At 67.1% G+C, this 24,092-nt stretch carries 26 protein-coding genes and 1 tRNA gene; 11 read left to right on the plus strand and 16 right to left on the minus strand.

The annotated features are described in order from the left end of the window. The coding region (locus NS1_RS20755; protein WP_084503885.1) for a radical SAM protein at positions 1–949 on the minus strand (949 nt) is incomplete at its 3' end. Between the two features lie 204 nt (positions 950–1,153). Between NS1_RS20755 and NS1_RS20760 the strand changes: the two genes are divergently transcribed. Then, positions 1,154–2,659: a peptide deformylase gene (locus NS1_RS20760; protein ID WP_062986969.1), complete on the plus strand. Its 1,506-nt coding sequence runs from the start codon at positions 1,154–1,156 to the stop codon at positions 2,657–2,659. A 308-nt stretch (positions 2,660–2,967) separates the two neighbouring features. Here NS1_RS20760 and NS1_RS20765 read toward each other — a convergent pair. The 5 genes from NS1_RS20765 to NS1_RS20785 all read right to left on the minus strand — a co-directional run bounded on the left by NS1_RS20765 (position 2,968) and on the right by NS1_RS20785 (position 7,168). Further along, positions 2,968–3,040: transfer RNA gene (locus tag NS1_RS20765), tRNA-Ala, on the minus strand. Between the two features lie 97 nt (positions 3,041–3,137). After that, the gene (sepX, locus tag NS1_RS20770; protein WP_063816218.1) at positions 3,138–4,145 is read right to left on the minus strand and encodes a divisome protein SepX/GlpR; all 1,008 of its coding nucleotides are present in this window, start codon (positions 4,143–4,145) and stop codon (positions 3,138–3,140) included. A gap of 136 nt (positions 4,146–4,281) precedes the next feature. Further along, the gene (locus tag NS1_RS20775) at positions 4,282–4,932 is read right to left on the minus strand and encodes a GNAT family N-acetyltransferase (RefSeq protein ID WP_056816118.1); all 651 of its coding nucleotides are present in this window, start codon (positions 4,930–4,932) and stop codon (positions 4,282–4,284) included. A 12-nt stretch (positions 4,933–4,944) separates the two neighbouring features. Continuing rightward, positions 4,945–6,204, minus strand: a complete 1,260-nt coding sequence (glp, locus tag NS1_RS20780) for a molybdotransferase-like divisome protein Glp (RefSeq protein WP_056813926.1) — start codon at positions 6,202–6,204, stop codon at positions 4,945–4,947. Between the two features lie 37 nt (positions 6,205–6,241). Then, complete coding sequence (locus NS1_RS20785) at positions 6,242–7,168, minus strand: UTP--glucose-1-phosphate uridylyltransferase (RefSeq protein ID WP_056816120.1); 927 nt, start codon at positions 7,166–7,168, stop codon at positions 6,242–6,244. A gap of 154 nt (positions 7,169–7,322) precedes the next feature. On the opposite strand from NS1_RS20785, the gene NS1_RS20790 reads away from it, so the two are divergent. The 4 genes from NS1_RS20790 (at position 7,323) to mscL (ending at position 9,661) form a co-directional block, all read left to right on the plus strand. Further along, positions 7,323–7,922: a 5-formyltetrahydrofolate cyclo-ligase gene (locus NS1_RS20790; protein WP_255284627.1), complete on the plus strand. Its 600-nt coding sequence runs from the start codon at positions 7,323–7,325 to the stop codon at positions 7,920–7,922. 71 nt (positions 7,923–7,993) lie between these two features. Further along, positions 7,994–8,308 carry an FmdB family zinc ribbon protein gene (locus NS1_RS20795; RefSeq protein ID WP_062986972.1) on the plus strand — a complete coding sequence of 105 codons (315 nt, stop codon included), beginning with the start codon at positions 7,994–7,996 and terminating at the stop codon, positions 8,306–8,308. Between the two features lie 89 nt (positions 8,309–8,397). Then, positions 8,398–9,066 (plus strand): SAF domain-containing protein, encoded by a 669-nt coding sequence (locus NS1_RS20800; RefSeq protein WP_062987008.1) that lies wholly within the window; start codon positions 8,398–8,400, stop codon positions 9,064–9,066. Between the two features lie 148 nt (positions 9,067–9,214). Continuing rightward, the gene (gene mscL / locus NS1_RS20805) at positions 9,215–9,661 is read left to right on the plus strand and encodes a large conductance mechanosensitive channel protein MscL (RefSeq protein ID WP_062986973.1); all 447 of its coding nucleotides are present in this window, start codon (positions 9,215–9,217) and stop codon (positions 9,659–9,661) included. Between the two features lie 72 nt (positions 9,662–9,733). On the opposite strand, the gene NS1_RS20810 is transcribed toward mscL, so the two are convergent. From NS1_RS20810 to NS1_RS20855, 9 genes are all read right to left on the minus strand, one after another. After that, the gene (locus NS1_RS20810; protein ID WP_062986974.1) at positions 9,734–10,390 is read right to left on the minus strand and encodes an MspA family porin; all 657 of its coding nucleotides are present in this window, start codon (positions 10,388–10,390) and stop codon (positions 9,734–9,736) included. A gap of 61 nt (positions 10,391–10,451) precedes the next feature. Continuing rightward, positions 10,452–11,120 (minus strand): MspA family porin, encoded by a 669-nt coding sequence (locus tag NS1_RS20815; RefSeq protein ID WP_062986975.1) that lies wholly within the window; start codon positions 11,118–11,120, stop codon positions 10,452–10,454. Positions 11,121–11,459: 339 nt separating this feature from the next. Then, the gene (locus NS1_RS20820) at positions 11,460–12,119 is read right to left on the minus strand and encodes an MspA family porin (RefSeq protein ID WP_056813942.1); all 660 of its coding nucleotides are present in this window, start codon (positions 12,117–12,119) and stop codon (positions 11,460–11,462) included. Positions 12,120–12,185: 66 nt separating this feature from the next. Further along, positions 12,186–12,866 carry an MspA family porin gene (locus NS1_RS20825; RefSeq protein WP_056813945.1) on the minus strand — a complete coding sequence of 227 codons (681 nt, stop codon included), beginning with the start codon at positions 12,864–12,866 and terminating at the stop codon, positions 12,186–12,188. A 524-nt stretch (positions 12,867–13,390) separates the two neighbouring features. Further along, the gene (locus NS1_RS20830) at positions 13,391–13,579 is read right to left on the minus strand and encodes a hypothetical protein (protein ID WP_062986976.1); all 189 of its coding nucleotides are present in this window, start codon (positions 13,577–13,579) and stop codon (positions 13,391–13,393) included. Then, on the minus strand, positions 13,576–14,070 hold the full coding sequence (locus NS1_RS20835) for a MogA/MoaB family molybdenum cofactor biosynthesis protein (protein WP_228537147.1): 495 nt from the start codon (positions 14,068–14,070) through the stop codon (positions 13,576–13,578). Before NS1_RS20835 ends, NS1_RS20830 begins: the two co-directional genes overlap by 4 nt. Before the next feature lie 47 nt (positions 14,071–14,117). Further along, positions 14,118–15,491 (minus strand): S1C family serine protease, encoded by a 1,374-nt coding sequence (locus NS1_RS20840; protein ID WP_063816213.1) that lies wholly within the window; start codon positions 15,489–15,491, stop codon positions 14,118–14,120. A 92-nt stretch (positions 15,492–15,583) separates the two neighbouring features. Further along, a complete protein-coding gene (locus NS1_RS20850; RefSeq protein WP_056813962.1) occupies positions 15,584–17,038 on the minus strand; it encodes a sensor histidine kinase in 1,455 nt (484 codons plus the stop codon). Positions 17,039–17,047: 9 nt separating this feature from the next. Further along, positions 17,048–17,734 (minus strand): response regulator transcription factor, encoded by a 687-nt coding sequence (locus tag NS1_RS20855; protein WP_056813964.1) that lies wholly within the window; start codon positions 17,732–17,734, stop codon positions 17,048–17,050. A 291-nt stretch (positions 17,735–18,025) separates the two neighbouring features. Between NS1_RS20855 and NS1_RS20860 the strand changes: the two genes are divergently transcribed. The 6 genes from NS1_RS20860 to NS1_RS20885 all read left to right on the plus strand — a co-directional run bounded on the left by NS1_RS20860 (position 18,026) and on the right by NS1_RS20885 (position 23,732). Then, positions 18,026–20,851, plus strand: coding sequence for a sensor histidine kinase (locus NS1_RS20860; protein WP_062986978.1), 2,826 nt, complete (start codon positions 18,026–18,028; stop codon positions 20,849–20,851). Continuing rightward, on the plus strand, positions 20,848–21,252 hold the full coding sequence (locus NS1_RS20865) for a roadblock/LC7 domain-containing protein (protein WP_056813970.1): 405 nt from the start codon (positions 20,848–20,850) through the stop codon (positions 21,250–21,252). The genes NS1_RS20860 and NS1_RS20865 overlap by 4 nt, the downstream gene beginning before the upstream one ends. 102 nt (positions 21,253–21,354) lie before the next feature. Beyond that, entirely contained in the window at positions 21,355–21,630 is a 276-nt protein-coding gene (locus tag NS1_RS39195) for a DUF742 domain-containing protein (RefSeq protein WP_370585335.1), read from the plus strand. A 4-nt stretch (positions 21,631–21,634) separates the two neighbouring features. Further along, positions 21,635–22,234, plus strand: coding sequence for a GTP-binding protein (locus NS1_RS20875; protein ID WP_056813977.1), 600 nt, complete (start codon positions 21,635–21,637; stop codon positions 22,232–22,234). Next, positions 22,227–23,003, plus strand: a complete 777-nt coding sequence (locus NS1_RS20880) for an MHYT domain-containing protein (RefSeq protein WP_062986980.1) — start codon at positions 22,227–22,229, stop codon at positions 23,001–23,003. Before NS1_RS20875 ends, NS1_RS20880 begins: the two co-directional genes overlap by 8 nt. Before the next feature lie 504 nt (positions 23,004–23,507). Then, complete coding sequence (locus NS1_RS20885; RefSeq protein WP_062986981.1) at positions 23,508–23,732, plus strand: hypothetical protein; 225 nt, start codon at positions 23,508–23,510, stop codon at positions 23,730–23,732. Between the two features lie 185 nt (positions 23,733–23,917). Here NS1_RS20885 and rpmF read toward each other — a convergent pair whose 3' ends face one another. Continuing rightward, positions 23,918–24,091, minus strand: coding sequence for a 50S ribosomal protein L32 (gene rpmF / locus NS1_RS39200; RefSeq protein ID WP_082843551.1), 174 nt, complete (start codon positions 24,089–24,091; stop codon positions 23,918–23,920). Position 24,092 lies beyond the last annotated feature (1 nt).

Genomic DNA, 24,092 nt, shown 5'->3' on the forward strand with positions numbered 1-24,092 from the left:
TCGGGTAGCCGCAGCCGGTCAGTGGGCCCTCGATGCGCAGGTTCTGCGCGAACTCCCCGCCGACGTCACCGGCCCGGTCGCACATCAGGTTCGCGGTCACCTCCGCGCCGAGCGGCCCGAAGCGGCGGCGCACCTCGTCGAAATTGCGGGTGCCCCGCTCGCCGACGCCGTTGACGCCGATCTGCACTGGAAGATCGGCCGCCAGTGCGGCTTCGACGTTTCGTGTGCTGTGGGTGTAGCTGGCCGAGCCGGTCAGGTCGGCGAACTCGGCCGGATCGTCGCTGGGCAGGTTGACCACCATCGTGCGCAGCACTCCGGAACGGCGCAGGGTCTCGATCTTGTCTGGGGTTAGCGCGGAGGCATTGGTGTAGAGCGCCAACGGCATCCCGTGTCGGGCCAACACGTCGATGCGGTCAGCGAAGTAGCGGTCGAGGGTGGGTTCGTTGAAGAACTGGAAGGTCACGTAGTCGATCGAGCCGTGGTCGACCAGCTTGTCCACGATATCGATGAACATCTTCATCGGCATCGTTCGGCGTGGCTTGGGATCGACCGCTACCGGGCAGCTGCGGCACCCCCAGTTGCAGTGGGCGGTGACTTCGATCTCCCCTGAGACGAGCCGGTAGTCCTGGCACAGCTCCTCTGGTGGTTGAAGCCATTGGCGCGCTGCGGCTTCGGCCACCAGGGTCGCACCGAACCGCTGCACGAGCTCCGCGGCGTCGCGGGGTTCGCGCGCGCAGGCGACCAGCAGTTCGAGCATGCGGGGATCGGTGTGCCAGTCGATGTGGCGGTCCAGGCCGACGATCCCGAACACCGCGCCCTCGGTTGGAGTCTCGTTGACGGGGGTGGTAGGGCCGAACGTGTCGGAGAAGTACCTCACCGGTGACGGTGTACCGGGATCGACGCGCGTCAGATATGGCGAGGTCTGTACCGAGATGGGAAGTGGAGTCATGTGAGCGCACCTGTCTGGTCGTGCCACGCGAGGCTGGCCGTTCCGGCATCAGCGGTCTCCCGCTGTGACCGTCGAAGCGGGATGTGATCGCAGTGTCGGAGTGCGTCCAATTCCGCCACGGGTGCAGGGTGTTTCGACAGAGTGGGCTCATACTCACGGGGTACGCACGCACACGCACACCCCCGCGAACAGGAGCGCCTGACAGTGACCCCGGCCGGAACTTCACCCGCCAATGAACCCGCGAACACGCAGGTCAACGTCTTCGCGCTCGAGTTGCGCCGGTGGCGTGATGTCCGAGGGCTGTCGCTGCGTGCGCTGGCGGCCAAATTGGGCTACAGCCGTCCCTATGTGTCCAAGATCGAGTCCGGCACCGAGAAGCCCTCGGAGGCGTTCGCCGCGCGCGCCGAATCGATCCTCCAAGCCGGTGGTGCGCTGCGGGCTGCGTTCGCCGAGTTCATCGCCGCTCGACCCGGCACTGTCCGGTCGCCCGTAGCTGTCGAATCGCGCGACTCGGCGGGGTCGCTCGTCGTTGATCACGATGATGCGAGTTTGTCGTTCGACGGCCTCAACTACCGACTGCGCCAGCGGCGGCGGCTGATCAATGATGGGTCCGAACCCATCACCCGTTACCTGATCCGGATCTCAGTAGACCGTTACCCGGGCGACCCTGAACGGTCCAACCACCTCTATCAGGAAAACCCGCTGACCTGGGAAGAGATCGACCTGCACGCCTGGTACGGCGAAAACAGAACCGAGCCGATGACGTGGACTGCCCACCACGACCGCGACGCGTTCAAAGAAGTCTGGCTGATGTTCAGCGAACCCGACAGTGGACGCCACTTCCCGCTCTACCCTGGCCAAGCCTGCTGGATCGACTACGAATACACCGTCTCGGCGGCCCACTGGGGCAACTGGTTCCAGCGCGCGGTCCGTCTGCCCACCAATCGCCTCTCGGTCCGGCTGGATTTCCCGGCCGAGCTCGAACCGTCGGTCTGGGGACTCGAGACCTCGATGACTGCCGAAGGGCAGCCGTTCCGCACACCCATCACCCACCAGGCCGAACCGGGACGAGCCATGTACTCCTGGTCCACCGACCATCCGCCACTGCATGCCCGCTACCGCCTCGAGTGGGACTTCCGGGGACGTAGCGACGACGAGCGCACTCCGCCGAGCAGGGTGATGGCCGGTCTGGGCATCGCGCAGGAAGGTGACGAGATCCTGCGTGAGGTCGCACGCCCGTTCGATCTGCCCGCCGAGGCCGAAGACGCACGCCGTGTCATCGCTGAATTGAATTCGGCAGCTCAACGTGTCGCCCAAGCTCACGTATTCGGCAAGGGGATGGGCATAGCCGCCCCGCAGATCGGCATCAGCAGGGCCGCGGCGATCGTCCGAACTCCCAACGGGGACACCATCACCCTGTTCAATCCACGCATCGTGGAAACCGGCGGCGGCGAAGACGAACAGTACGAGGGATGCCTAAGTTTCTTCGACTTGCGCGGACGGGTGCCGCGCCCGTTGACAATCCACGTCGAGCACACCGACATCGACGGCAACACCCGAATTGCAGTGTTCGACCGCGGAGTCGCACGCCTGGTCGCACACGAAGTCGACCACCTGCACGCAACTCTCTACCTCGACCATCTGAAGCCTGGTGTGGAGCCGATCTCTGTTGAGCAGTACCGGGGCACCGGCGCGAACTGGGCCTACTGACCAGCCGCGCGAAGGAATCGGCACTGGAACGCATCGTCGTTGAGGATCAGGTGCCCGGACAGTGTCCGGGAACCTGAGTTCTTGCCATCCGATGCCTGGAGGGATCGGCACCGACCTCACCGAGCATGCTGCCACGACCGACCGACCGACCGACACCGCCGTGCTGGTCAGGTGCGGTGCGGTACGCCGGACTTTAGAGTTCGCAAAGTGGGGATGCGGTCGCGAGTATTAGTGGGGACTTACTACGAGAAATAGGTCAGGCCGAGCCCGAAGTAATTCTCGGAACCCGGCCTGACCTGCACATACTGTGGAGCTAAGGGGAATCGAACCCCTGACCTTCTCGATGCGAACGAGACGCGCTACCAACTGCGCTATAGCCCCGTGCGGCTCTGGCGAACCGCGCTGTGACACTGTATCAGGGGTTGCGCCCGGATACCGAATCGGTACTCTGACCTGCTGATTTGCGTGATTGCACCAGTTACTCGCCGACGGCTTGACCGAGGTCTTCGACCCGGTTGCGGAGTGCGCGAGAAGTGGCCGGATCGAAGATTTCGAGGAACTCGAACCTCGGGTCCTCGTCGTCGGTGTCGAGGAGGGTGGAGCGGCGGCGCAGGGCGCGTGCGGTGTCGCGGTCCATCGTGCGCCGGGTGGTAGCCGCCTCCGGAGTGGCTTCAGCGGCTTCCTGACGCTTGCCACGAGTGAGGCGAGCCGCGCGCCTGCGGCGGATCTCCTCCTCCAGGTGGACCTGCTTACGCAGGTAGGCGAGATAGCCCGTGAGCACCGCCGCCGACAGCCCGCACGCCCACCAGAACATCGAGTTGAGCAGCAGTCCGAACGCGGCGAACAGGATCAGGCCGACGATCAGGCCCATGACCGCGCGCTGGCGAAAGCTGTAGCGGGCGGCGCGAGCGATCGCGTCGGCCTCGGGGTCGTAGCCGCCGCGACCGCGGCGCGACGGGGTGAAGTCGTCGTCATCGTCGAATTCGGCGTCCTCGACGACGAGGTCGTCGAGTCGGGCCGGCGGCGCGGGTGGGATGCGCGCGGCGACGGGTGGGTCCTCGTCGGCTTCCGCCGAGACCGGCTGCGCCGCAGCATCTTCTGTTTCGTCGTCGTCGGGATCGGCTGTCGCGGTGGGCTCTCCGAGGTCGTCGGGGTCCACCTCGGCTTCGGCGGCCTCGAGTTCGACTGCGGGGGTCAACTTTTCGTCGTCATCTTCGGTGACGGGCTCTTCGGTCGTCATCCGATCCTCCGAATCAGTTCGGTGGGAGCGCTTGCGAAGCACACGAGGTCGGTAATCGGGGTCACTCTCGTGACCGCCCGCCGCGCCGATGCGGATCCGTCGTTCGGCCCCGCCACGGTGCAGCACGCGTGTGGCGAGCGCGGCATCGGTGGTGCGGCGGATCCGGGGATGCCGGTCCGCCAGGATCGGGAACAGGACGAAGACCCACAGCACCACCAGTCCGATCCACAGGATCGAATTCGGCATCGCGGTCATCACCTCCCGTCCCCACCTACGTGTTGTTTCTCTGTGGACGCACCACTGACGTCCGTAGGTTAATTCGGGCAGACGCGCCCGTGTGGCAGGCGCGCCGTGCACACCTGCCACATGAGTAACAGAAATTTCACGGCAGCGCCGCTCGACCCTCCCTGACCAGGCGATCTACCACAGTGCCCATAACCTCTTCAACTGTCAGACCGACCAGTAGGTGATCACGCCACGCACCGTCGACATCGAGGTAGCGGCGCAGCAGGCCCTCTTCCCGGAAGCCGACATTGCGCAGAACCGCCTGGCTGGCAAGATTTTCCGGCCGCACGGTCGCCTCGACGCGATGCAGGCCGACCGGGCCGAAGCAGTGGTCGAGGCCGAGCGCGAGCGCGGCGGTCGCCACCCCCTGACCGCCGAGATCCTTGGCCACCCAGTACCCGATCCAGCCCGAGCGCAGCGCACCACGAACGACGTTGCCGATGGTCAACTGACCGCTGAACTGCCCGTCGACCTCGATGACCAGCGGGATCATCGCCCCGCGCCGGGCCTCGGCCTTCAGACTCGTCCACAGCGACGGCCAGTTCGACGCGTGATTGCGCGCCTCCCAACTGCCGCGCCCGGTCGGTTCCCAGCGCTCGAGGTGGTCGCGGTCGCGCAGCCGGATCCGGCTCCACGCGGCGGCATCACGAAAACGCACCGGTCGCAAGGTCACCTTGCCGCCCGCCACCATTACCGGACCGAGCCGGGCGGGCCAGCCGGGATGCTGTCCGGCCCGGAATACGTTCATGGATTCCATTTTTCAGCCGCGCTGCGCCAAGAACGCGACTTGCACTTCGTCACCGGTGCGGAAATCGGTGTCGTCGGGTTCCACCACGATCAGGCTGTTGGCCTCGGCGAGGGACACCAGCAGATGCGAGGAGCCCGCGTTGCCGTTGCCGAGCGGCTGCACCAGGTAGTCGCCGGTCGTCTCGTCGCGCAGCAGTTGCGCGCGCAGGTAACCCTTGCGGCCCGGCATCGAGGTGATGGGAGTGATGGTGCGCGCGCTCACGATTCGACGCATCGGCTGACGGCGGCCGAGCGCGATCCGGATCAGCGGACGGACCATCACCTCGAACACCACCAAGGCGCTCACCGGATTCGCGGGCAGCAGGAAGGTGGGCACCTCGTCGCGCCCGAGCCGGCCGAAACCCTGCACGGAACCCGGGTGCATCGCCACCCGGTCGACCTCGAGTTCGCCGAGGCCGTCGAGCGCCTCGCGCACCTGATCCGAGGCCCAGCCGCCGACGGCACCCGCGATCACCACGACCTCCGAGCGCACGAGCTGGCCTTCGACCACGTCACGCAGTCGGCGCGGATCGGCGCTGACGATGCCGACCCGGTTCACATCGGCGCCCGCGTCGCGCGCGGCCGCCGCCAGGGCATAGGAGTTCACGTCGTAGACCTGGCCGGGACCGGGCGTGCGGTCGATGTCGATCAGCTCGCCACCGATGGAGATCACCGAAAGGCGCGGGCGCGGATGCACCAGCACCTTGTCCTGGCCGACCGCGGCGAGCAGGCCCACCTGGGCCGCGCCGATGATCGTGCCCGCCCGGACCGCCACGTCACCGGGCTGCACGTCGTCACCGATGCGGCGGACGTAGTCGCCCGAGCGAACCGGCTCGAAAACCTTGATCCTGGCCCGCCCACCGTCGGTGAACTCCACCGGCAGCACCGCGTCGGCCAGGGTCGGCAGCGGCGCGCCGGTATCGACCCGGACGGTCTGGCGCGGCTGCAATCGGATGGGCTGGCGTGAACCGGCCACCACCTCGCCGACCACCGGCAGGGTGAGGTCGATCAGCTCACCCTCCTCGTCGCGCACATCGGTGCCCGCGGCGGTGACATCGACGCTGCGCACCGCGTACCCGTCGATGGCGGCCTGATCGAAGCCGGGCAGCGGCCGTTCGGTGACGACGTCTTCCGCGCACAGCAAACCCTGGGCTTCGGAAATCGCCACCCGGACCGGCCGGGGTGCGACCGCAGCCGCGGTGACCTTGATCAGCTGATCCTCAACCGAGCGCATCGAGCTCCTGAATCTATGGCGGTGTACCTGACCGCGTTTAGGCGACGGGCGACTGTGGATCCCACTCCGGACTGAGCCGGAACTTCAGCCACTCGCGCAGCTGCGGGCCGTATTCGTCCCGCTCGAGGGCGAAATCCACAGCAGCTCGAAGATAACCGCCCGGGTTGCCCAAGTCGTGGCGCGACCCACGGTGGACCACCACGTGTACCGGGTGGCCCTCGGCGATCAGCAGGGCGATGGCATCGGTGAGCTGCAGTTCCCCGCCCGCGCCCGGCTCGATCCGGCGCAGTGCGTCGAAGATCACCCGGTCGAGCAGATAGCGGCCGGCGGCGGCCAGGGTCGACGGCGCGTCGGCGAGATCGGGCTTCTCGACCATGCCCTTGACGCGCAACACGTCGGTCTCGGCTCCGTCGGCGCATTCCTCGACGTCGAAGACACCGTAGGCGCTGACCTGCGATTTCGGCACGTCGATGGCGCACAGCACGGAGCCGCCACGCTCACGACGGACCCGGCTCATCGTCTCGAGCACGCCACACGGCAGCACCAGATCGTCGGGCAGCAGGACGGCGATGGCCAATTCGTCGTCGTCGAGGACGGCTTCGGCCTGGGCGACCGCGTGGCCGAGCCCGAGCGGCTCCTCCTGCACGACCGATGTCACGTCGAGCAGCGCCGGGGCCTTGCGAACCTTCTCCAGCAGCGCGAACTTCCCGCGCTCGGCCAGGGTGCTCTCCAACACCAGGTCCTCGACGAAGTGGGCCACAACGCCGTCCTTGCCCGGCGAGGTGACGATCACCAGCCGGTCGGCGCCGGATTCGGCGGCCTCGGCCGCGACCAGCTCGATGCCGGGGGTGTCGACCACCGGCAGCAACTCCTTGGGCACCGTCTTGGTGGCAGGCAGAAACCGCGTCCCGAGTCCGGCCGCGGGTACCACCGCAGTGCGGAAACCGGAAGTCTTGTCTGTCATGCGCATACCCTATCCATTCAGTGCCGTCCGATCGCCTCCTCGCGACGATCCGGCGTCGGCAAGAGCTTAGGCGTACCTCCGCCTTCGCTCCGGCCGTGCGCAAAAGACTTCGGATCGCTGCGCGCCTGTGCAGACTATGGTGGTCGCTGTGGAGATGCCCGGTGAGCGCACCAAATATGCGTGGCGCGGCGAGATCCTGGCCACTCGCGCACAAGTGGCGCCCACCGAACACGCCGTCGACGCGGCCGCGCTCGCTTCCTCGGCAGCCCGCTTGGCCGGGCCCGATGATGTCGTGTGCGCCTACGTGCCCATCCGCGGCGAACCCGGCGATCTGCGCATGCTCGACGTGCTGCGCGCGCGTGGCGCCACAGTGTTGCTACCGGTGACCGGCGAGCCCGGTCCGCTGAGCTGGGCGCGCTACGAGGGCGCGGATTCGCTGCGCAAGGCCCGCTACGGCCTGCTCGAACCGGCCACCGAGACGCTGGCACCCGCCGTGGTGGCCGAAGCCACAACGATCCTGGTTCCCGCCCTCGCGGTGGATCGACGCGGCGTCCGGCTCGGGCGTGGTGCCGGGTATTACGACCGGACGCTCGGCGCTGTCCGCGCTGACGTGCGCCTCATCGCCGTTGTACGGGATAATGAGCTGGTCGACCGGCTTCCCGAGGAACCGCACGATCGGCGGATGGGTTGGGTACTCACCCCGGGTGGCGGGCTGCAACAGCTGGGCCGCGACCTCCCCGTTTCGCCGGAATGAAACGGCGATTCGCGACGTTGGCAGTGTCGGCGGTAGAGTGCTAGATCGACGAGAGACTTGCGGAGGATCCTGTGCCAACTTATTCGTATGCGTGCACCGAGTGTGACAACCGCTTCGACATCGTTCAGTCCTTCTCCGACGACACACTGACGGAATGCCCGCAGTGCTCCGGGAAGCTGCGCAAGCTGTTCAACTCGGTCGGCATCGTGTTCAAGGGCAGCGGTTTCTACCGCACCGACAGCCGTGGCGGCGCGTCCACCGCGAGCGAACCGGCGAAGACCTCGTCCGAGAGCGGCAGCAACGGGTCGAGCACCAACGGGTCAAGCAGCAACGGCGATTCGTCGTCGAGCGCGTCCACCAGCTCCACTCCGGCCGCCGCCAGCTGATTTTTTCACAGTTGTCCACAGCCCCGTAGTTATCCACAGGCGGGGCTTTCGGCGGCTTTACCGCCGTGCCGCGGTCCTACGCTTTCGCCATGACTCGCAGTCTCGCCGATCTGGGACGTGGCAGTTCCTGGCGCTTCGCCCTCGGTAACCGTCCGGCCTGGGCCGACGCGCTACTCGCCCGACGTATCGCCGCCGCTGTTCTCGCCGTGGCTGCCGTGGTGCTGTTCGTGCGTGGCGATCCCGGTGGGGCGAGGGTCGCGGTTGTTGTCGCGGCCCGCGATCTCGCACCCGGTCGGCTGCTCACCGCCGATGATTTGCGCGTCGATCAACACGAATCCCGTTCATTGCCAACAGGTTCGGTCACCGATACCGCTCCCCTGCTCGGCGCGACACTGACCGGCGCCATGCATGCCGGGGAAACCTTCACCGATCTGCGCGTCGTCGGGCCACGGCTGGCCGCCGCGGGCGCGGGTAGCGCCGATGCGCGGATCGTGCCGATTCGATTGGCCGATGCCGCGGTGGCTGATGTGTTGCGGGCGGGCGATCGAGTCGATGTCGTCGGGGTCGAGGACGCGGGCGGGCCCGGGGCGAGCAAACCCGCGCGGACGCTGGCCACCGATGCCGCGGTCGTGCTCGTCACCGCGACGGGCGATCGGCGCGGGGCGGAACGGGTGGTCTTGCTCGCACTGGACACCGAATACGCCACCGCCGTCGCCGGCGCGTCACTGCGGACGGCACTGACTGTCGTCTTCCACTGACCGCCACCTCTGTCGCCCACGGGGAAGTTCGCGAGAAATTTGCCCGAACTCTCGTTAGCATCAGATAGGAACCAAGCAGACCGTTTCGCAACATTCGATATGGAGCGCAGCGCCCCGGGCCGGCTCCTGTACGAAGGAGACATCGGCAATGCTCAAAGGTTTCAGGGATTTCCTACTTCGCGGCAATGTGGTCGACCTGGCGGTCGCTGTCGTCATCGGCACGGCGTTCGTCGCGATCGTCACCGCGTTCACCACGGGGATCATCAATCCGCTGCTCGCGGTGTTCGGCGGATCGAACGAGATGGGGCTCGGCTTCCAGCTCATCGCGGACAAACCGGCCACCTTCATCGAGATCGGGCCGATCATCACCGCGGCGATCAACTTCGTGCTGGTCGCGCTGATCCTCTACTTCGTCTTGGTGGTGCCCGCGACCAGGGCAAAGAAGCGTTTCTCCGCCGCCGACGAGAAACTCAGCGAAAACGAATTGCTCATCCAGATCCGAGACCTGCTCGCCGAACAGCACAGCCGCTCGAACGGCAAGCACAGCTACCTGGCCGAACCGGCGTCGGATACCGACGGTAGGAAAACCTACTGATCCGGCACTCCCACAACGCATCGGGTCCCGCTCACCAGGTGAGCGGGACCCGAGTTCATACCTGGTGATTGCTCAGCCGAGGCTGAACGGCGCACCCCAGAGGGTCACCCAGCTGATGACGTTGTCGGTTTCCACCTCGACGCTCACGAACGAACGAGCCTGGGCGTAACCACCGCAGCCGGACAGGCCGATGGTCTCGTCGGCCCAGGTCACCGAGCCCGACCCGCCCTTGAAGGCATTGCGGGTCTTGTGGGATTCATTGCCGTAGTCGTCGGGCATTTCGAGATCGAGGACGTAGAAGGACTTCGCCTGGCCGGGGCCGACGGTGAGCTCACCGCCGGTGTTCACCTCGCCGAAGCCCACGCCCTCCACGACCTCCGCTCCACTGTCTCCGAGCGCGTCGCCACCGGCGATATTGACCTGGCAACCCACGGTGTAACCGGGGAAGATCTTGCCACCGCCGTCACCCGAGACCGAGACCTGCGCACTACCGGAAACCCAGGCGTTGCGATGCGCTGGAGTGGACCCCATGGACGGATTGATGTTGGCGGACTCGCCGACCAGGCTGATGTCGACGACAGTGCCGTCGGACAGCGTCTTGGTGATGTGGCCACCCGGCAGCGGAACGACGGTGTCGGCATCGGCCGCACCCGTGAACAGCAAACCCGACGCCATAGTCGCCGTCGCCATGAATCCGGCTGCGCGCGCCATGCTCTTACGGTTGATCATCACTGTGACCCCTCGAGGGTGAATTCGTGTGAACGAGAAAGAGTTTCGATTCGGCCGATGATCAGCCGATGCTGAACGGCGCGCCGTACAGCGTGGTCTTGGAGTAATGGTCGCCGATGATCTCGACCACCGAGTAGGACCGGGCCTGCGCGTAGCCCGCGCACCCTTGGATATCGATCTCCGCGTCTTGGTACTCCACCGAATAGACGCCGGGCTTCAGAATGTCCTTGGCATCGATCTGCACGAAAGCGACCTGCCCGGGGCCGAGGTGAAGGCCGATCGCACCACCGGCCGAGGCGCCGAGGGTCGATACTCCACCGGCCAGCCCGGCAGCGATCGCCTCGTCGCCGATGCTCACCTGGCAACCGACGATGTAACCCGTATTCAGCTGTGACGCACCATGCGTCGAAGAATTATTGGAGCCGGAACGGTTCGTCGGACCGTTGTACGGCCCGACCTCGCCCTCCGGCGTGACCTGCACATCGGCGCGGGCATTGCCCGATACCCACACGACGCGACCAGCGCCGTTGGCGGCCAGCGACGGGGAGACCACGGCACGCTCACCGGTCCGGCTCAAAGTGACACCGGGGCCGGCCTTCTGGCCGTCCGGCAACGGTACGACGGTGTCCGCATCGGCAGCACCGGCAGACAACAGGCCGATCGTCACGGCCACGGCGGCGCCTACGCTCCAAGCGCCGCGACGCCCGCGGTTGGTGCGGTTCTCGCTCATTCTTCCCCTCGAGGTATACGCAAATCCGACCTCGACCATCGAGGTCGATATCTGTGTTGCGCCCGGACCCAGCTGGGGTGTGTCACCAGGACATGCACCGCTGGCAACAGGACAGATGCGCCCTGCCGGGAGGTGGATCGAGAAGCTGTTGTCACCGGATCGGCGCGAGCTCAGCCGATCGGCGAACGAAAACGCAAGTGACTTCGACTGCAAGAGCGGTCGATTCGGCTTCAACATAGTGAGACTGACTCGTAATGTCCAGCGCTACCGGAGTGCGCGCACACAAAACGGGCCGGTCGCAGAGCGACCGGCCCGTTTCGAGTGCGGAATGCGAACAGATCAGCCGAGGCTGAACGGAGCGCCCCACAGGGTCACCCAGGAGATGACATTGTCGGTCTCGACCTCGACGGAGACGAAGGCGCGCGCCTGCGCGTAGCCGCCGCAGCCGGTCAGGCCGATGGTCTCGTCGGACCAGGTCACCGAGCCCGAGCCGTCCTTGAACTTGTTCGACTTACCGTGCGACTCCGAACCGAAGTCGTCGGCCTTTTCGAGGTCGAGGACGTAGAACGACTTGGACTGGCCGGGGCCGAGCGAGAGCTCGCCGCCGGAGGTCACGCCCGCGTCGACGTTGCCCTCCCAGTCGCTGCCGAGGTCGCCGCCGCCGGAGACGCCGCCGCCCGCGATGTTGACCTGGCAACCCACGGTGTAGCCGGGGAAGATCTTGCCGGAGCCGCCGTCGGAGACGGAGACCTGAGCGCTACCCGAAACCCACGCGTTGCGGTGGACCGGGGTGGAACCCAGCGACGGGTTGATGTTGGCCGACTCGCCGACCAGGGCGATGTCGACCACGGTGCCGTCGGACAGCGTCTTGGTGATGTGGCCACCCGGCAGCGGAACGAAGGTATCGGCATTGGCCGCGCCCGTCGAGAACAGGCCGACGGCCACGGTGGCCGCAGCGCTGACGCCCGCCACCTTCGCCATGAACTTACGGTTGATCATAGGATTTGTCCCTCGAGGATTGAGTTCGCCGAAGCGAGAAGAAGATTCGTGCCGGATCGAAAGACGTCAGCCGATGCTGAACGGCATGCCGTACAGGGTGGTCTTCGAGTAGTGGTCGCCGATGATCTCGACCACGGTGTAGGCCCGAGCCTGCGCGTAGCCGGCGCAGCCCTGGATCTCGATTTCCGCGTCCTGGTAATCGATCGCGTACGTACCGGCCTTCAGGATGTCCTTCGAGCTGATCTGCACGAACTTGACCTCGCCCGGGCCCAGGTTCACGCCGATCGAGCCGCCGGCGGTCACGCCGCCGGTGCTCAGGCCACCGGACAGGCCGGCGCCGATCGCGTCATCGGCGATGCTCACCTGGCAACCGACGATGTAGCCGGTGTTCAGCTGGGAGGCGCCGTGGGTGGAGGAATTGTTGGAACCGGGGCGGCCGGTCGGGCCGTTCCACGGGCCGACCTCGCCCTCGGGGGTCTCGTTGACCTCGGCGACCGCGGTGCCCGAGACCCACACGACGCGACCCGCGCCATTGGCGGACAGCGACGGCGAGATCAGCGCGGACTCATGGGTGCGGGTGATGGTCACGCCAGCAGGGCTGACCTTCTGGCCGTCCGGCAACGGCACGAAGGTGTCGGCATTGGCGGCACCGGTCGACAGCAGGCCCAAGGCCACGGCGGCCGCGGCAGCGCCGACGCCCGCGGCACGGACGCCACGGCGCACACCGGTGGTGCGGTTCTCGCTCATACTTCCCCTCATCAGGTGTCTAACAGCCGACCTCGACTTTCGAAGCCGGACAAGTGGACCTCACAGGGCCCAGATCAGTGTGTCGCCCCTTTGTTGCCGTTACGTAACTAACTGTTATTTCGACGATACGGCCGGGGCCGGTGTGGCGAACCCGAGCCAGGGCTCCACCGGGTAGTTCAACGCACAGAAGCGGGAGTACTGCGGGGACCGATAGTTGGTGGCTCAATGGCGAACATTAAACGCCGTTCCACGGATACGGCAATGAAAGAGTTCGTAAATTTCACTGTGAAGCGCAGCACACATTCGTACATCGCCACATGCTTTGACGTGCATTGATGCAGTCGCGAAGGCTCCTGTCATGGCACCTTGACAGGAGATAGCCATGGGTAACGATCCGGGCCTTCCAACGACAAAAGACCACGCTTTCGCGTGGTCTCGAGTATTTGTCGGCAGTGCCCGTTCGCGCTGAAAAAGACTATTCCGATACCGCCTATTACGTAGCGGCTACGTAGATAACGGGCCGATCACCCGTGATGCGGGGGAACCTGGGACCGTAACCATTCGTCCGCGCCGGAGTCGCGTGATCGGTCGCCGCGCTCGTCACCGGTGGTCTCGGGCAGCACATCGCCGAAGATCCTCGCCAGCCGCGCAGCCTCGGCGGCCTTGCGTCGGAGCTCGTCCGCCGACGCGGGTTCGCGCGGATCGGATGTCATTCGTCCAGACCGGACAGTTCGCCGATCACCTTGCTGGCCAGTGGGCCGAGGGTGGCCATGCCGTCGCGGACCGACGCACGGGTACCGGGCAGGTTCACCACCAGGGTGCTGCCGGAGATGCCCGCGACGCCACGCGACAGACCCGCATCGAGCGAGCCCGCCACGCGACCCGACGCGCGCAGCGCCTCGGTGATGCCGGGCAGTTCGCGGTCGAGCACCTGGGTCGTGGCCTCGGGGGTGATGTCGCGCGGCGACATGCCGGTGCCGCCGACCGAGATCACCAGGTCGACACCGCCGATCACCGCGGTGTTGAGAGCGTTGCGGATCTCGACCTCCTCGGCCTGGACCGTCACCGAGGCGTCGACGAGGAACCCGGCCTCGTTGAGCAATTCGGTGACGAGTGGGCCGAGTGAATCCACGCCGCCATGAGCCGTCCGATCGTCGACGACAACAACCAGTGCGCGCCCTGCCACGGGAGCATCGATGTCCATGGTCATCACCGTAGCGCTTACGCACGACAGGTTTGCGTTCGAACGCATCATCGGCCGCCTTCGGCCGCCGCGGCGGTGAGCGTGACCTCGGCGGTCTTGGAATTGCCGCCCTGTTCGTCGGTGTAAGTCACCTTCACCTTGTCTCCTGGCTGGTGCGAGCGGACGGCGGCGATCAGCGCGTCGCCCGAGTCGATGGGACGGTCGCCGAGGCGGGTGATGACCGCGCCCGCCGGGATGCCCGCCTTGGCGGCAGGGCCGTCGGGGGTGGCCTCGAGTACGCGCGCGGCGGTGTCCTGCGGGCGCAGTTTGATGCCGATCTGGGCGTAGGTGGCGTGGCCGGTCTTGATCAGTTCGTCGGCGACCCGTCGTGCCTGATCCACCGGGATCGCGAAGCCGAGGCCGATCGAACCGCTCTGGGCGCCGCCCGCCGCCTCGCCGCCGAGGCTGGCGATGGCGGTGTTGATGCCGATCAGCTTGCCCTGCCCGTCGACCAGCGCACCGCCGGAATTGCCCGGGTTGATCGCCGCATCGGTCTGGATCGCGTCGATCACCGGGTTCACCTGACTCGGGGTTCCCTCACCGCTGGTCGAGACCGGACGGTTGAGGGCGGAGACGATGCCGGTGGTGACGGTGCCCGCCAGGCCCAGGGGCGAGCCGATGGCGATCACGGGCTGGCCGACCGCCAGCCCGTCGGAGGTACCCAACTCGATCGGCGTGAGCCCGGTCTTGCCGCTGACCTTGATGACAGCCAGGTCGGATACCGGATCCGCGCCGATCATGGTGGCCGGCGCGGTGCTGCCGTCGCTGAACACCACTTCCATCTTCGCCGAGGCGCCCGCTCCCGCGGCGACGTGGTTGTTGGTGAGAATCAGCCCGTCCGTGGACAGCACGACCCCGGAACCTTCTCCGGACGCACGACTACCCGCGACCTTGATCATCACGACACTGGGCAGTACCCGCTGCGCCACCGCCTGAGTGGACCCGGCGGGCGCGTTGGCGACATTGTTCACCGCGGGCTTGGGCGCCTCGAGCGCGTTGGTCACCGGTGCGGAATTCGAGTCGGTGGCGAGCACGCCGACAACCCCACCGACCCCACCGCTGACCAGCGCCAAGGCGGTCGCTCCGGCGATCAGGCCGAGCCGCAACGGCTTTCGCTGCGGAGTCGGCGCGGGGCCGAACGCCTGCGGCGCGACGCCGTGCGGCACCGGAGCACCCTGGGGATGCTGGTGACCGAACGGCGTGGGGCCGCCATAAGGCGCGGGGTTGCCGTAGGGCCCGCCATAGGGAGCCTGGCTCGGGTGGGCGGCTTCGCCGCCGTAGGGCGGCTGCTCGCCCTGGTGCCCGCCGAACGGAGGCTGATCCGGTTGCCCACCGGTCTCGGCGGGGCGGTCAGCAGGGTGCCGCTGGGGATCGTCGGTCATGGTGTCTGTCTCCTCACGCTTGCAGACCAGCTTCCTGACGGCTACTGAGAGGCGCCTGAGATCGGACTATCAGTTCGCCGTGACTCCGCCGATCACTCGGCGCCGGACTCGTCGAGCACGGTCGGCGCCTCCCCGGGCAACACGATGCGCACCAGCGCGCCGCCACGATCGGAGGTGTCCACCGCGATGGTGCCGCCGTGTTTGGTCACCACCTGCTTGACGATCGCGAGCCCGAGCCCGGAACCAGGCATCGAACGCGAGGCGGTCGTGCGGTAGAAGCGTTCGAAGACCAGTTCGCGTTCGTCGGTGGGGATACCGGGGCCCGCGTCGCCGACGGCCAGTTCGAGCAGACCGGGACCGGCCGGGCGCATGGTGATGCGTACGACCGCGTCGGGCGGACTCCACTTGGCCGCGTTGTCGAGGACGTTGAGGACGGCCCGTTCCAGGCCCGCCTCGTGCCCGTAGACGAACCACGGGGCCAGATCGGCAACGAAGGTGATCCCCACCCGCCTTCGTCGCGCACGCTCGAGCGCACGCTCGGCCACCTCGCCGAGATCCACCCGCTCGTACACGGTTTCGGGGGCGTCCTCACGGGCCAGATCGACCAGGTCGCCGACCAGTGTCGACAGCTCGCCGATCTGGGCGACCACATCGGCGCGCAATTCGGCCATGTCCTCGTCCGGCAGCCGGGGCGCACCCGGCCTGCCCGAGGCGATGAGCAGCTCCATATTGGTGCGCAGCGAGGTGAGCGGGGTCCGCAGCTCGTGACCGGCGTCGGCCACGAGCCGGCGCTGCCGGTCGCGTGACTCGGTCAGCGCCCGCAGCATCGTGTTGAAACTCTCGGTGAGCCTGGCCAATTCGTCGTCACCGGTCACCGGGATCGGCGTCAGGTCGTCGGTGCGGGCCACGCGCTCGGTCGCCGCGGTGAGGCGGGCGATCGGGCGCAGACCGGTGCGGCCCACCGCGGTTCCGGCCGCGGCGGCCAGCACCACACCGCACGCGCCGACCACGAACAGCAGCCAGGCCAGCTGGTCGAGTACCTCGCGGGTGCGATAGAGCTTCTGCGAGATGATCAGCGTCGCGCCGCTGTGCGTGCGCGCGGCGAGCACCCGCTGGTCGCCGACGGTGCGCAGCGAGGAGTTGATCTTGCCGTCGGCCACGGCGAGCTCCTGGGCGCCGACCGGCGGAATCGTCTGCTGGGGCGGCATATACGGCTTGTGACCGGCATAGATCAGCGCGACGCCGACATCATTGGAGAACAGCCCGGCCAGCACGATCGACTGGAATCCGGCGGTCTCGAAGTTGTTGTTGATCATGGTGGCCGCGCGGGCCTCCAGCTGGGCGTCGACATCGGCGTACAGCGCGCGCGCCACCATCGCGTAGGCGGCGATCGAGGTCACCGCGACGGCGATCAGCACCACCGACGCCGCCAGCAGCGTCACCCGCCAGCGCAGCGACACCGAGCGGGTCAGCGGGGTCGGCGGACGCATCTCGCTCGCGTCCAGCGGCCTGCCGAGAACGGCGACCGCGGGTTCCTTGGGTGCCATGCCGCCCGCCTACGGAGGGGTCTCGCGCAGCACGTAACCGACGCCACGCACGGTATGGATCAGTCGCTCCTCGCCGTCGGCCTCGGTCTTGCGGCGCAAATAGCCGATATAGACCTCCAGCGCGTTGCCGGAGGTCGGAAAGTCGTAGCCCCAGACCTCTTCGAGGATTCGGCCGCGGGTGAGTACCCGGCGTGGATTGGCCATCAACATCTCGAGCAACGAGAACTCGGTGCGCGTCAGACTGATCCCGCGTTCGCCGCGCGAAACCTCGCGGGTGACCGGATCCAGCGACAAGTCAGCGAACACCATCGCCTCCGACGCTTCACCAGGATCGGGCGTTCGCCGACGCAGCAACGCCCGTAAACGCGCCAGCAATTCCTCCAACGCGAAAGGTTTCGGCAAATAATCGTCGGCACCCGCGTCGAGCCCGGCCACGCGTTCGGACACCGAATCGCGTGCGGTCAAAACGAGAATCGGCAGATCGTCGCCCGTACTGCGTAGCCGTCGGCACACTTCCAGGCCGTCCAGGCGCGGCATCATGACGTCGAGAACCAGCGCATCGGGCCTGGCTGCGGTCACTTTCTCCAGGGCGTCCAGACCGTCGACGGCCAGGTCGACGGTGTAGCCGTTGAAGCTCAGAGACCGGCGCAGTGATTCCCGCACCGCGCGATCGTCGTCGACTACCAGAATGCGCATGTGCTGTAGTTTGCCGTGACCGACTGAGAACGTACTGAGAGGGCTCGGCGCGCCGAACGTCGTGTTCTAGGCGATGTATGTTGTAGGTCTTGACAAACCTCAACGAATCGTCGTTGTGTGAGCGCATATTCGGCGAATTACAGACCGCGTGGCCCGGATTGCCGATGCCCACTCGGCACGGTATCTTTCCTGCGGTAAAAGAAGACCTCCAGTTGGTTCTGCGCTCGCATCGCTCCGCGACCTCCCCGCGCGGGCCGGGGTCACACGTGGAAGCAGAGGCAACGCACGCGGATGGAACCTGCATCGCGCTCCTGGCAATTCAGCCTGTCCAACTGGTCGGTAACGCGCAAGGTCGGTGTGGTGCTGGTGCTGCCGGTGATGCTCGCGACCACCTTCGCCGTGCTGCGGATCAACAACGAACTGCAAACGATGACGCAGCTCGGCGCGGCGACCGAACAGGCCACCGTCATCCGACCCGTCGTCAAATTCGCCACCGCGACCGAACAACTCGCCGTGGCCGCGACAGCCAACTGGGGTGCGATCGCCGACCCGCAGACCGACGCCGCGCTCACCAACTACGACCAGGCGCTCGCCGAGGTGCAGAGCGCGCTGCGCTCGGCCCGCATCGACGCCGGCGTCGCCAGTGAACTCACTGCGGCCACCACCACCGGCGCCACCCTACGCAATACCGTGCGCGGCGGCTCCCCCGCGATGGTCGGTGAGCAGACCGACGAGATCGGCGAACGGATCGGCAACGCGCTGTCCAAGACCCCCCAGGTCGAGGACTTCATCGTGCAGCGCTACTTCCTGCAGCTGACCGCGCTGCACCAGGCCCGCCGGGTGCTCACCCGCGAACGCACCCTGGTCGTCTCGCCCGAATCGGGTCGCAGCCAGAGCGCGCGGGCGAAGATGCTCGTCGAGCTCGGCTCCGAAGCGAACATGATCAAGACCTACGGGATGATCCTGCCCGAGCACGCGGGCAGCCAGGCGGCGCTGCTCGACGCGGTGCAGACCCGGATCAGCGTGTTCAGCCAGAACAACGGCGACCCGACCACCAACGCGGCGGTGCTCAATACGCTGCAGGTCAGCGCCGACACCTACGCCTCGACTATCTCCGCGCTGCTCGACAACATCGACCACACCCTCGACAGCAATACCGCCACGGCCCAGACCGGCGCCCTGCGCGAGACCACCCTGGTGCTCGGCATGCTGCTGGCCGGGCTCGCGCTCGCGCTCGCCGTGGCCCGCACCCTGGTGGTGCCGGTGCGCAGGCTGCGTCGCGACGCGCTCGAGGTGGCGCACGTGAAGCTGCCCGACGAGCTGGCCGTGGTCCGCAGCGGCGGGGCGACGCCGGAGATCACGCCGGTGGGTGTGCATTCCACCGACGAGATCGGTCAGCTGGCCCGTGCCGTCGACGAGATCCACGAGCAGGCCCTGAATCTGGCAGGCGACCAGGCGCGCCTCCGCCTGCAGATCGGCAACATGTTCGAGACGCTGTCGCGGCGCAGCCAGTCGCTGGTGGAGCAGCAGCTCGCGCTCATCGAGGAACTCGAGCACGACGAGGACAACCCCTCGCGCCTGCAGACCCTGTTCCGCCTCGACCACCTCGCCACCCGCATGCGCCGCAACGGCGACAACCTGCTCGTGCTCGCGGGCACCGTGCTGCGCCGTGGCCACCTGCCGCCGGTGCCGCTGTCGGACATGCTGTGGAGCGCGGTCTCGCAGGTGGAGGACTACCAGCGCGTCGAGATCGGCAATGTGCCCGACGGTGTCGTCGCCGGTGAGTCCGCGGTCGATATCGAGCACCTGCTCGCCGAGCTCATCGACAACGCGCTGCGCTACTCCCCGCCGAGCACGTCGGTGGCGGTCATCGTCGGCCGGGCGGTCGACAGCGGCTATCTGATCGAGATCACCGACCGCGGCCTCGGCATGTCGGCCGACGATCTGCAGACGACCAACGACCGACTCGCCTCCGGTGGTGAGGTCACCATCGAAACCGCCCGCCGCATGGGTCTTTTCGTGGTCGGCAGGCTCGCCAAGCGCCACACCATCACCGTGAGCCTGCGCCGCACCAGCGGTGCCGCGCCGCAGCCCGGCATCACCGCCAGCGTGCATCTGCCCAGCGCGCTCGTCGCGCCGTCGCCGCCGGTGTCGTCGGGCCCGCCCACCGGGCCGAACCCGATCATGCCCGCCGGAATCGGCCCGTACGCACTGACTCCGGCCGATATCACCGGGCCGAATCCGATCATGCCGACCGGACCGCGTCCCTTGGTTTCGCTGGACGCGGTGACCGATCTCGACCTGCCCGCCTCCCCACTGCCCGGGCCCCCGATATTCACGCCGTCGGGTCCGAGTCCGCTCGTCCCGACCAACGGCGTCGGCGCGCACAACTCCGCGCTCACCAATGTCGGCCTTCCGCAACGTATTCCGGCCGCGGTGCCGGCGCCCCCACCGGAACCGGTCGGCGTCGACCCCGACGACGACGCGACACCGGTAGGCATGTGGGCCGAGCACGATCACGACTCCGACGATCTCCCGGTGTCCACCGATCCGCCCACGGTCACCGACTCGCTGCCCTTCGGTCTGCCGCAGCGCGTGCCCGCGAGCGCGCTGGCCGAGCTCGCCGCTCAGTCCGCACCCGCCGCGCCACCGAAGCCGACGCCGGAGCCAGACCCCGAGCCGGAACCCGAGCCCGAGCCGAAGCCGGTGTCGCGATCCATCGACACCGACCCGTTGCCGACGACGAGCACTCGCTTGCAGCCTGTTTCCGGCCCGGCACCGACCCCGATCTACCAGCGGATGGTCTCGGAGTGGCTCGTCGAACCGGCTTCCGCCGCTGCCGAATCCGACAGTGGCAACGGCGCGTCGTGGAGCGCCCCCGGCGACGCGGGCTGGACGGCCGCCGCCGAGGCGGACCACCCGCCCACGTCCTCGCGAACGAGCGGCGGCCTGCCGATCCGCAAGCCGGGCGCTCAGCTCGTCCCCGGTGGGCTCACCCCCGCGGAGGAAGCGGGCGATCGCGACCCCGAGGAGATCCGCAACAACCTGACCCGACATCTCAGCGGCGTCCGCAGCGGCCGTGCCGAGATCCAGCACAACGACGGAGGCCTCGAATGAGCAACGCGCACCCCACAGACGAGAATCTGAACTGGTTGGTCGCCCGCTTCACCCGCGACGTACCCGGCGTCTCGCACGCGGTGCTCGTCTCGGCCGACGGACTGCTCCAGGCGACCAGTCCCCATCTACCCGCGGACCGCGCCGAGCAATTGGCCGCGGTCACCGCCGGTCTGGCGAGCCTGTCGATGGGTGCGGCGCACCTGTTCGACGGCGGTAAGGTGATGCAGTCGATCGTGGAGATGCAGCGTGGATACCTGCTGGTGATGAGCGTCGGAAACGGTTCGCACCTGGCCGTTCTCGCCAACAAGAGCCACGACATCGGCCGTATCGGCTACGAGATGGCGTTGCTCGTCGACCGGGTGGGCTCGGCGGTTACCGCCACCGCCCGCTCCGCCGGCTGAGGTGAGATGTCGAGCCCTTACGGATCCGATCACCGGCCGACGACGCGAGTCAGGCCCTATGCCCTGACTTCAGGCCGCACCGAGCCCGCGATAGCGCTGCCCTTGGAAGCAGTCGTCGAGACGGTCTCCTATACAGCGCACAACGACTGGTCCGCAGGCGATTTGCGGATCGAAATCGTGCGTCTTGCCACACATCGGCTTTCTGTCGTCGAGATTGCCGCATACCTTGGACGCCCACTGGGTATGGTCCGGGTGATGATCGGCGATCTCGTAGTGGGCGGGATTCTTCGAGTGCATTCGACGCTGACCGAACAGGCGAGCTACGACGAACGCCGATCACTGATGGAGAGGACTTTGCGTGGACTCCGTGGCCTCTGATGGCATGCGCCCGCCGGCAACAGAACAACGCGTTGCGTCGACCAAGATCGTTGTGGCCGGCGGATTCGGCGCCGGTAAAACGACTTTCGTCGGTGCGGTGTCGGAGATCGTGCCGCTGCGCACCGAGGCGATGGTGACCCATTTCTCCGATGGCATCGACGACCTCGCCGAGACGCCGGAAAAAGAAACCACCACCGTGGCCATGGACTTCGGCCGCATCGTGCTGCCCGGAAACCTGGTGCTCTACCTGTTCGGCACGCCGGGCCAGAAGCGCTTCTGGTTCATGTGGGACGACCTGATCCGTGGCGCCATCGGCGCGGTGGTGCTGATCGATACCCGCAGGCTCGAAGACAGTTTCGCCGCCGTGGACTTCTTCGAGGCGCGCGGACTGCCGTTCCTGATCGCGGTGAACCGCTTCCCCAACGCTCCCCGCTTCCCCATCGCCGAACTGCGCGAAGCGCTCTCGGTGCGCGAGGGCATCCCGATCGTCGACATCGATGCGCGCAACGCCGTCGAGGTCCGTCAGGCACTGGCGGCGGTGACCGAATACGCCATTGCCCAACTCGAGCCGCAGCAGTTCGAAGGAGCGGGCAGGCGTGCTTGATGTGCTCGCCGCGACCGGTGCCGAAACCTTCGCGCACGGCACCGGTATCGCGTGGCTCGCATTGGATCTTTCGGCGCTCGGTGCGCTGGTGTCGTTCGCCTGCATCCGGCACGCGAAGTACTCGATCCGGTTCCGGCTGATCTGGCTGACGATGGCCGCGGTCTCGCTCGGCGGGGTCGGGCTGTGGCTGGCGAATTCGGTCGCGCTGCTCGCGATGCGGGTGAACAACAGCACCGTGCGGTACAACGTCGCGCTCGGTGCGGCGGCGCTGGCCATCGCGGTGGTCGGCGTGCTCGCCGGATTACTGATCAGCGGCCGGACCACTCAGGTGCCGCGGCTGATCATCGGCGGCCTGACGATGGGATTGAGCGTCGGACTGTCGACCTACCTGACCCTCGACGCACTCGCCGTGCAGGGCACCGTCGAGGAGTCGCTCGGCCTCGTCGGGGTGTCGGTGCTGGTGTCGATGGCGCTGTGCACCGCCACGCTGTGGGTGGCGCAGGTGGTCCGGCGGGTACCGGTGCGGGTGTTGGTGTCGGTGCTGTTCGCGCTCGGCGTCGCCGCGGTGTACTACACGGCCCTCGCCGCACTGAAGTTCTCGATCGATCCAGCTGTCCGGACACCGGACGGGTTGCCGCTGTTCGACCTGGTGTTCCCGATGTTCGTGATCGGTGCGCTCGGCCTGACGGTGCCGATCACCGCGGTGCTGGTGGCGCCGGATCGGCGCGACGTCGCGGCCCAGGCACGCCAGCCCGTTCCGGCCCGCTGAGGCCAACCAGCTAACGTCCGGTTTGTCGGAATCTTTCCGGTCTTCCGCCCCGCTGATCGAAGCGCTCGCGACCTGCGGTGAACTACCGCGAAAACCGCCCCTGAAGTGGCGATGAGCGGGTTCCCCTGACTCGGGGAACCCGCCCTCGTGCACGAGAGTACATACCCGTGAGGGACTCCGCATCAGTGGTTCGGGAATTTTCTTGTGGCGAGAAACAAACCATGAGTTGGTAATTCGATTCTCAGCAAATGCTCCGCAAGCCCTTCGGTGGGTCCGCGCCAAGTGGCGTGCATCACACCGTTAACGGGGCAGTTGCCCCACCCCCTCCGACAAGGCCGTGAACAGGCACAACGGTGTCGGGGTAAGACCCCTGGACAGGTGGGCGCGCGGAACGAACCGCCGACCCCTCGGAAGCTCACCACACGATGCGCCAACCGAGTTATGGTCGCTGAAGGGCGCATTCGTCTCGCCCGGCACATCCAAGGTTCGTACGAAGGAGTTCGCATGGCCGTCAACGTGGTGCTCGACAAAGTCCTCGACAAGGAATTCGAGAACAAGACGCTCGCCGAAATTCTCGCCGCTCCCCCGTCGGCGCTGGCCGGCCTCACCGAGGCGCACGACAAGCAGCTGCTCGAGGCGCTGAAGATCAAGACCATCGCCGACCTCGGCAACAACAAGTTCTTCCAGCTCGCCGCGGCTCTCGTGGCACTCGCCGAACGCGAAGGCTGAATTATCTAGCGGCTGGCGCCGCGGGGTTTGCGGCCCCCGGTTGCCTCGGATCCGAGGGGCGATACTGCGGCTTCGCCGTTACGTCTCGCCCCTCGGATCCGAGGCGGGCCGCAAGCCCAGAGCGGTAGAGCTGATTACGACAACGCCTGCCGGGAACCCCGGCAGGCGTTGTCGTATCTCTTTTTTCAGAGCCGAGCGGGGTCGATCATGCCCTTGCGTACGGCGTTGACGATCCGGCGCGGCACTCGGTATTGCACGCCTGCCACCGTCACCGGGACCAGTTGTGGCACTTCCGCTTTCCACTGCGAGCGCCTGCTTCGCGTGTTGGAGCGCGACATCCTCCGCTTGGGAACCGCCATG

The sequence above is a fragment of the Nocardia salmonicida NBRC 13393 genome (assembly GCF_001613085.1).
GTDB classification, from domain to species: domain Bacteria; phylum Actinomycetota; class Actinomycetes; order Mycobacteriales; family Mycobacteriaceae; genus Nocardia; species Nocardia salmonicida.